Raw genomic sequence first — 7,255 nt, 5'->3', positions numbered from 1 at the left:
TGCCATGGGTTTCTGGGATGCGGTAACGTTGTGGTATGTCCACACGTCGTCCGCTGCGTGTCGCCGTGACCTCCGGTCGGGACGCGCCCTCCCCTGAGCCCGCCCCGGACGACGTGGATGCCATGACCGACGCCGTGCTCACCGCCTCGCGGCTGCTGGTCGCGGTGTCGGCCCGCTCGATCGCGGCGGTCGACGAGTCGATCACCATCCCGCAGTTCCGGCTGCTCGTTGTGCTGGAGAGCCGGGGGCCGCTGAAGCTGACCACACTGGCCGAGTACCTCGCGGTCAACCCCTCCACTGCCACGCGCATGGTCGACCGGCTCGTGGCCGCGGACCTGGTCAGCCGGGAGGCCAACCCCGCCTCGCGGCGTGAGCTCGTCGTGTCGCTCACCGAAACCGGGGCGGCGGTCGTGGCCGAGGTGACCCAGCGACGGCGCGCGGAGATCACGCGCATCGTCGCCCGCATGCCGATCACCACCCGACGCGGACTCGTGCGCGCGCTCACCGCGTTCACCGAAGCCGGGGACGAGCCCTCCCTCCGCGACGGCACCGACACCCTGTGGGTGTGATCCGAAGCTCGTCGGCTCGCACGGGGCGCTACCACACGGGGGCGCCGTGCCCGCGGGTCGCGGCAAGGCTCGAGGCCAGCCAGACCAGTGCGGGGAGCAGGTCTTCGCCGAGTTGCTCGCTGTCGCGCGCATCGACACGTTTGGACATCCGGACCAGACGTGCCGCCGTGGCGGCGGCCGTCGCGCAGTGCGGACCCAACGTCCGGCCCACCCACTCGACCGCCGGATCGACATTGCCGTCGCCGGGCCCTCGGGTGCTCATGATCGAGCGGGCCAGCAGGTAGAAGGCGATCGACCGGCCGAGACCGGCGGCCTCCTGGTGGTGGGCCGCGGCCGCATGGTCGGTGGTGGCGAGACGGGTGGCGAAGGTGCGCGCCGGTTCCGGGGACCGTTCGGTCAGTGTTCGGGCGATCGTCGTTTCCAAGTCGTCCCGGAGTAGTTCTTCGAGGGCGGCAAATCCGGTGTCGCTTCGCTCCGCCTCGTGGTCCTGCACAGGACAAGCATTGCATGATGCAATCAAAAGCGCGAGAGATCTTCCGGTGTGGACGTTCGGCGCCGGATCGTGAACGTGCCTTTTATGTCGAATGGTCCCGGATTTCCCCTGGTTGCCGCTTCGCGATCGTGCCGGTCGGTGACTTCGGCGATCGGGCGGGGCTCTATGGTGGAGTCAAAGGATGTCCGTTATGCCTCCTCGTAAGCGTCGGTCGTACTCGGCCGAGTACAAGGTTGAGGCTGCGCATCGTGTGATCGATTCTGAGCGCACGATTGCTGAGGTTGCCCGCGAGTTGGGGATTGACGCGGGGATGTTGAGTGTCTGGATCAAAGACGAGCGGCGCAGGATCGCCGCTGCTGAGGTTCACGGGGACACGCCTCTGGAGTCGGCTGAGCGGGCCGAGTTGCTGCGATTGCGCAGGCAGGTGGCGGAGCTGGAGAAGGACAACGCCTTCCTGGTAAAAGCCTCGGCGTACTTTGCGGCGATGCAGAAGAACCGGCCCGGTTGGGTCTGATGGCGAAGTACGCCGGCCCCGACGAGACCGCCGGCACCCGCACCGCCACCTCGGCGGGTAAGCGGTTTTCGGTGAGGCGCATGGCGCGGCTGTTGGGTGTGTCGACCTCGGGCTATTACGCGTACGTGAACGCGCCGCGGCGACGGTGCTGACGCCGCAGCAGCAGTGGCGTGCTGATCTCGGTGAAGATCCTGGACGTGCACGCTGACTCCGACGGTACGTACGGATCCCCGCGGATCATCACCGAGTTGCGGGAACGCGGTGAGACGGTGAACGAGAAAACCGTTGCCGCGATCATGGCCGAGATCGGGATCGAAGGCATCAGCCCGCGCACCTTCACAGTGCGGACCACGGTGGCAGATCCAGCGGCGTCGTTTCCGCCGGATCTGGTGCAGCGGCGGTTCGACCAGGGCCGCCTGGACGCGGTCTGGCTGACCGACATCACCTACCTCACCTGTGGTGAGGGTGATATGTACCTGTGCGCGATCCGGGGGCATTCCCGCCGCGTGCTGGGGCATGTTGTGTCCGACCATATCGGCGCGGACATGGTGTGCCAGGCCATCGACGCCGCAGTAGCCTGCCACGGTGGCAATGTCGCCGGTACTGTGCTGCATTCCGACCGTGGCGGGGAGCTTACCGGGGCGCTGACCGTGCAGGCCTGCGCCAAGCACAACCTGAAACGGTCGATGGGCGCAACCGGAATCTGCTGGGACAACAGCCCCGCAGAATCATTCTGGTCGACGTTCAAACACGAGTACTACTACCGTCATACCTTTGCTACCACGGCAGAACTTGTTGCTGCGGTTGACAATTGGATCAACAGGTACAATAATCACCGCCGTCACTCCGCGATCGGGATGCTCAACCCTGCCGGCTACGAGCAGTCCCTGACAGGAACAGCGAAAGCTGCTTGACCACCTGTCCACCCTTCGGGGGGAACCTCACTTGACCAACGCGGCATACAGAGCGTGGATACACCAGACGCCCACCGAAAACCGGTGGGCGCTTGGAATCTCTAGCCCGTAAGAGAAATGAAACTAGGTGGTGTGTAATGACGAGCATCGCTTATTGGTACGCGGCATACTGGCCGCGCACCGACGAGGAAATGCTTGTCCTGCATCCTACATCCTGCTTCCGTGTCTGATGGGGGAGCGGGTGTCGCCAGCGCTGGTAGGGAGCGCGTGGGCCGAGACGAGAACTGCTGGGCAGGCTCATGAAGTGGCGCGAACATGAGCACCGGGAAGTGCATGAAGAGCACGCCGGTTCCGGTGGTGCCGAGGTCATCCCGTTTCCACGAGTTCGGCGCGGCACTGGGCGCACTGTGCAGCACAGCTGGGAGTTCACTGCCGCCGTCCACGTGAACCAGGGTGCGGAGGCCGACTGGCTCGCCACCGAGCTCGCGACAGTGGTGCGGGACCTTACTGGTCTGGGCGCAAAAGGACTTCGAAGGTAAAGAAAGCATTGGGGACGAGCCCGAGGAGCGCGCGGCATGACTGACACAACAGATCCTCCACCCCCGGCGGGGGGCCCGGGTAGGGCAGGAGCGACTGTCCGATTTGGCGGTATCGCCCTTCGGGTTGCCGATGACGGTGCGAGGTAAGGAGGTTCGGGTGGCCTGGGTGGGCCGGACCTCGACCGAGGAGCATCAGGATCCACGGCAGTCCTTGTTGCGCCAGTTGGAGCGCTCGAAGGTGGCGTTGCCGGAATCCTGGGTGATCGTGGCGCACTTTTACGACGTCGAGTCCGGCCGGATGGAACTGGACAAGCGGGGGCGGAAGTCGAACTATGAGCGGTTCGATATCCCGATCGCTCGGGACGGCGGCATCAGTGATCTGCTGGCCGAGGCGGCGACGCCGGGTCGCCGGTTTGATGTGGTGATCTGCGAATCGATGTCCCGTATCGCCCGCAAGATGTACGAAACCTTGAGCGTCGAGCGGCGGCTGGATGATGCCGGGGTGGCGGTGTTCGCGTCGAACGAGCCGATCATGCTTACCGGGGGCCGGGCGCAGCAGATTCTGCAGCGGCGGATCAACCAGTCGGTCGCTGAGTACGAAGTGCTCAACATGCTCGAACAGTCCTGGGGTGGAACCTGCACCCACGTTCGCGAGGGCTACAACATCGGCAAGCCACTCTACGGGTATCGCGCGAAGAAGTACCGGCATCCGAACCCGGTCAAGGCGGAGAAAGGGATCACCAAGACCCGCTTGGAGCCAGACGGAGAGCGGGCTGAGACGGTCACGTTGATGGCGCATTGGCGCTATCACGAGGCATTGGGGTTCGACACGATCGCGGAACGTCGCAACGCCGATTTGGAGGTGCACCCGCCACCTGAACCGCCGGGCGGGCGCCGGGCCAGGGGAGCGTGGTCGAAGTCAGCGGTGGCAGACGTGCTGAAGAACCCGAAGTACACCGGCTATCAGGTGTACAACCGTCGGGCCCGCCGCAGTCGCGGCGGCACCGGGGTCGTCAACCCGCCGGAAATGTGGGTGTGGTCGGTCGAGCCGGCGCACGAGCCGCTGATCCCGAAATGGATGTACGACGAGTTGGTCGCGCGTCGGCTGGCCAAGCGTGGCTCACGGGACGGTAGCGACCGTAACCGGCATGTGAATACCCGACGGGCCTATGTGCTTCGCGGCCGTGTGTTCTGTCGATGTGGCCGGCGGATGCTCGGACACCATCATCGTGGGCATAGCTACTACCGGTGCTGGCCGAAGAACAACAACCGCGGGCGCATGGACAAGTTCGCCGACCACCCTCAGACCGTGTATATGCGGGAGGACGCGATCCTCGATGCCTTGAACACTATCTACGCACAGTACCTGTTCGGCCACCGTCGAATGGACCTGCTCGCACCGTACCTGGAGCAAGTCGACGACCGTGAACGTCAGGAACGTGCCGAGCGTCGCGTGCGCCTGCAGAAGCGTGCCGCCGACCTGGTACGCAAGCAGAGCAACCTGCTCAACCAGGCTGAGAATGCCGACCCAACCGATCCCTTCACCCAAGGGCTCCGGGAGCGATACAACGCTCTCGGCACCGAGCACCGGCTCGTGCTGGATCAGATCACCGAACTCGATCACCACGACGCGCAAGCGCCATCGGCGGCCACCGCCGACGACCTCAACCTCGTCGACCTACTGCCGCACTTGGCTCTGAACTTGGATCGCGCACCTGCCGAGCTTCAGGTCCGTCTCTACGAACTCACAAAGCTCAGCGTCCATGTCGATCACGAAACGGACCACGCCTTGATCAACATCACTCTGCCTGGCCGGAGCATGGATCACATCGGCGCGGTGGCCGCGGAGATCAGGGACTCGGTTGCGGCCACGCCGCCAACACCGGCGAAGCCGCAGGTCAACACTGGTGTGATTGCCGCGCGTGCCCCCGGTGAGATTCGAACTCACACTGGACGGGTTTTGAATCCGTTGCCTCTGCCAGTTGGGCTACGGGGGCGCTGGGGCAGACTCTACGCGCACGGGCATGCGGGCCGGGCACCGGGGGTAGCCCAGCGTGACGAAGGTTTACACCGGATGGACGGTTTACACCACGTGGTGAACGCCATCTCACGAACTGGATCGTTCCGGGTAGGCTCGGATCGCGGCGAAACGCCGCGAATTCCCATTCCGTCGAGCACGCAGGAGGACCCCGGTGACCGAAGTGGCTGCCGAGGCCAACGGTGTCGCCACCGAGCCGCAGCGTCGGGTGCTCGTCGCCGAAGACGAAGCACTGATCCGGCTTGACCTCGTCGAGATGTTGCGCGAAGAGGGATACCAGGTGGTGGGCGAGGCAGGCGACGGCGAAGAGGCCATCAAGCTCGCTGCCGAACTCAAGCCGGACCTGGTGATCCTGGACGTCAAGATGCCCAAGCTGGACGGCATCGAGGCGGCGGCGAAGATCACCGGCGACCGTATCGCACCCGTTGTCATACTCACCGCCTTCAGTCAGCGCGACCTTGTCGAACGCGCCCGCGACGCCGGCACCATGGCCTATCTGGTCAAGCCGTTCGCCAAGCGTGACCTGGTCCCGGCCATCGAGCTGGCGATCAGCCGGTTCGCCGAGCTGCAGGCGCTGGAGGCGGAGGTGGCCGGCCTGACCGACCGCCTGGAGACCCGCAAGGTCATCGACCGGGCCAAGGGCCTGCTGATGACCCACCAGGGGCTTTCCGAGCCGGACGCGTTCCGCTGGATCCAGCGGACCGCCATGGACCGGCGCACCACGATGAAGGCCGTCGCGCAGGCGGTGGTGGAAAGCATCGGGCAGCACTGATCCATAACCCGCTCGGATGAGCGGAAGTCACTGATTGCTACCACCCGGCTGTTGTATTCCAACAGTCGGGTGTAAATCGTGAATGAACAATAGGTGCCACCGTCACGATGTGGAAACAACCCCGGGGTGACGCTGGGCAGCCTCGATGCCGGAACGCTACGGTCAGCGGCCAAGTCAGGTCCCCCGAAAAGGGGGAGGGCCGCCAACCCCGCGGCCAAACCGGCATTGGGAGGAACGAGTGTCAAGAGCACGGCTCACCGGAGTCATCGCGCTGGCCGCGGCGGCCTCGCTTGCGCTGGGCGCATGCGCCGCGCGTGACCAGGGAAGCTCGTCGGGTACCAACACCGGCTCGGCGGCGGCGCCTTCGCAGGCCGCCGACGCGGCCAACCCCGCGGGCGACGGCAAGGCCGTCTGTTCCGGCGTGTCGCTGGCGTACGCGGGCACCATCAACGGTGCGAGCGCCGCACTGGGGCAGAACATCCTTCGGGGTGCTGATCTGGCCGTCAAGCAGCACAACAAGGCCAACCCGAACTGCCAGGTGACGCTCAAGCAGTTCGACACCGAGGGCAAGCCCGACAAGGCCCCCGGCATCGTCACCCAGGTCATCGCCGAGGCGGACATCATCGGCGTCGTGGGCCTGCCCTTCTCGGGCGAGTCGAAGGCCGCGGGCAACCTGTTCAACCAGGCCGGCCTGGTCAGCATCTCGCCGTCGGCCACCAACCCGGGCCTGGCCAACAACGGCTGGAAGACCTTCTTCCGCGGCATGGGCAACGACGCCGTGCAGGGTCCCGCCGCCGCGAAGTTCCTGACCGACACGCTCAAGGCGGGCAAGGTCTGCGTGGTCGAGGACGACTCCGACTACGGCATGGGCCTGGCCGGCCAGGTGACCCAGGCGCTGGGCGCCAAGGCCACCTGCTCCGACAAGGTCAAGACCGGCCAGACCGACTTCTCCGCGGTGGTCAACAAGATCTCCTCCGCCGGGGTCGACGCGATCTTCTACGCGGGCTACTACCCCGAGGCGGGCCCGTTCGCCCAGCAGCTCAACGACAAGGGCGTGACCGCGAAGTTCGTCGGACCGGACGGCGTCAAGGACAACGAGTTCATCAAGGGTGCGGGCTCGGCCTCGGCCAACGCCTACTTCACCTGCCCGTGCGTCCCGGAGGACAACTTCAAGGACTTCACGGCCGCCTTCAAGCAGATCGAGGGCGCGGACCCGGGCACCTACTCGCCCGAGGGCTACGACGTCACGACCGTCATGCTGAAGGGCATCGACTCCGGCATCAAGGACCGGGCCGGCCTGCTCAACTTCGTCAAGAACTACAACGGCCAGGGCCTGACCAAGAAGTTCCATTGGAACGACAAGGGCGAACTGTCCGACACGCCCGTGTGGAGCTACAAAGTCGACAACGGCAAGAT

General features: G+C 65.4%; 7 protein-coding genes, 1 tRNA gene and 1 pseudogene. 7 read left to right on the top strand and 2 right to left on the bottom strand.

Annotation, left to right across the window (positions count from 1 at the left end; all coding sequences use genetic code 11):
* The first annotated feature begins 35 nt into the window (after window positions 1-35).
* Window positions 36-569 (top strand): MarR family winged helix-turn-helix transcriptional regulator, encoded by a 534-nt coding sequence (locus FNH05_RS27745; RefSeq protein ID WP_144591786.1) that lies wholly within the window; start codon window positions 36-38, stop codon window positions 567-569.
* A gap of 28 nt (window positions 570-597) precedes the next feature.
* On the opposite strand, the gene FNH05_RS27740 is transcribed toward FNH05_RS27745, so the two are convergent.
* Window positions 598-1,062 (bottom strand): hypothetical protein, encoded by a 465-nt coding sequence (locus FNH05_RS27740; protein WP_144591784.1) that lies wholly within the window; start codon window positions 1,060-1,062, stop codon window positions 598-600.
* Window positions 1,063-1,252: 190 nt separating this feature from the next.
* Here FNH05_RS27740 and FNH05_RS27735 point away from each other — a divergent pair, with 190 nt between their 5' ends.
* The 4 genes and pseudogenes from FNH05_RS27735 to FNH05_RS40110 form a co-directional block, all read left to right on the top strand.
* Entirely contained in the window at window positions 1,253-1,576 is a 324-nt protein-coding gene (locus tag FNH05_RS27735; RefSeq protein WP_186382770.1) for a transposase, read from the top strand.
* Window positions 1,576-1,728 carry a hypothetical protein gene (locus FNH05_RS38330; protein ID WP_186382769.1) on the top strand — a complete coding sequence of 51 codons (153 nt, stop codon included), beginning with the start codon at window positions 1,576-1,578 and terminating at the stop codon, window positions 1,726-1,728. The genes FNH05_RS27735 and FNH05_RS38330 overlap by 1 nt, the downstream gene beginning before the upstream one ends.
* 18 nt (window positions 1,729-1,746) lie before the next feature.
* Window positions 1,747-2,490, top strand: a complete 744-nt coding sequence (locus tag FNH05_RS27730; RefSeq protein ID WP_144591782.1) for an IS3 family transposase — start codon at window positions 1,747-1,749, stop codon at window positions 2,488-2,490.
* Between the two features lie 669 nt (window positions 2,491-3,159).
* Window positions 3,160-4,311, top strand: a pseudogene (locus tag FNH05_RS40110) (recombinase family protein); the annotation flags it as partial.
* Window positions 4,312-4,952: 641 nt separating this feature from the next.
* On the opposite strand, the gene FNH05_RS27720 reads toward FNH05_RS40110, so the two are convergent.
* A tRNA-Leu gene (locus tag FNH05_RS27720) sits at window positions 4,953-5,026 on the bottom strand.
* Window positions 5,027-5,221: 195 nt separating this feature from the next.
* Here FNH05_RS27720 and FNH05_RS27715 point away from each other — a divergent pair.
* Together FNH05_RS27715 and FNH05_RS27710 are read left to right on the top strand one after the other, a co-directional pair.
* The gene (locus FNH05_RS27715) at window positions 5,222-5,839 is read left to right on the top strand and encodes an ANTAR domain-containing response regulator (RefSeq protein ID WP_144591780.1); all 618 of its coding nucleotides are present in this window, start codon (window positions 5,222-5,224) and stop codon (window positions 5,837-5,839) included.
* A 238-nt stretch (window positions 5,840-6,077) separates the two neighbouring features.
* A partial coding sequence (locus FNH05_RS27710) for a branched-chain amino acid ABC transporter substrate-binding protein (protein WP_246127976.1) occupies window positions 6,078-7,255 on the top strand: 1,178 nt, incomplete at its 3' end.

It is taken from the genome of Amycolatopsis rhizosphaerae (assembly GCF_007713715.1).
GTDB lineage: Bacteria > Actinomycetota > Actinomycetes > Mycobacteriales > Pseudonocardiaceae > Amycolatopsis_E > Amycolatopsis_E rhizosphaerae.
The sequence above is the reverse complement of the archived record's forward strand: the minus strand, read 5'-3'. Positions and strand labels throughout refer to the sequence as shown.

Coding starts and splice junctions, on each gene's coding strand:
- FNH05_RS27745 (WP_144591786.1), top strand. CDS start 36: ATGTCCACACGTCGTCCGCTGCGTGTCGCCGTGACCTCCGGTCGGGAC.
- FNH05_RS27735 (WP_186382770.1), top strand. CDS start 1,253: ATGCCTCCTCGTAAGCGTCGGTCGTACTCGGCCGAGTACAAGGTTGAG.
- FNH05_RS38330 (WP_186382769.1), top strand. CDS start 1,576: ATGGCGAAGTACGCCGGCCCCGACGAGACCGCCGGCACCCGCACCGCC.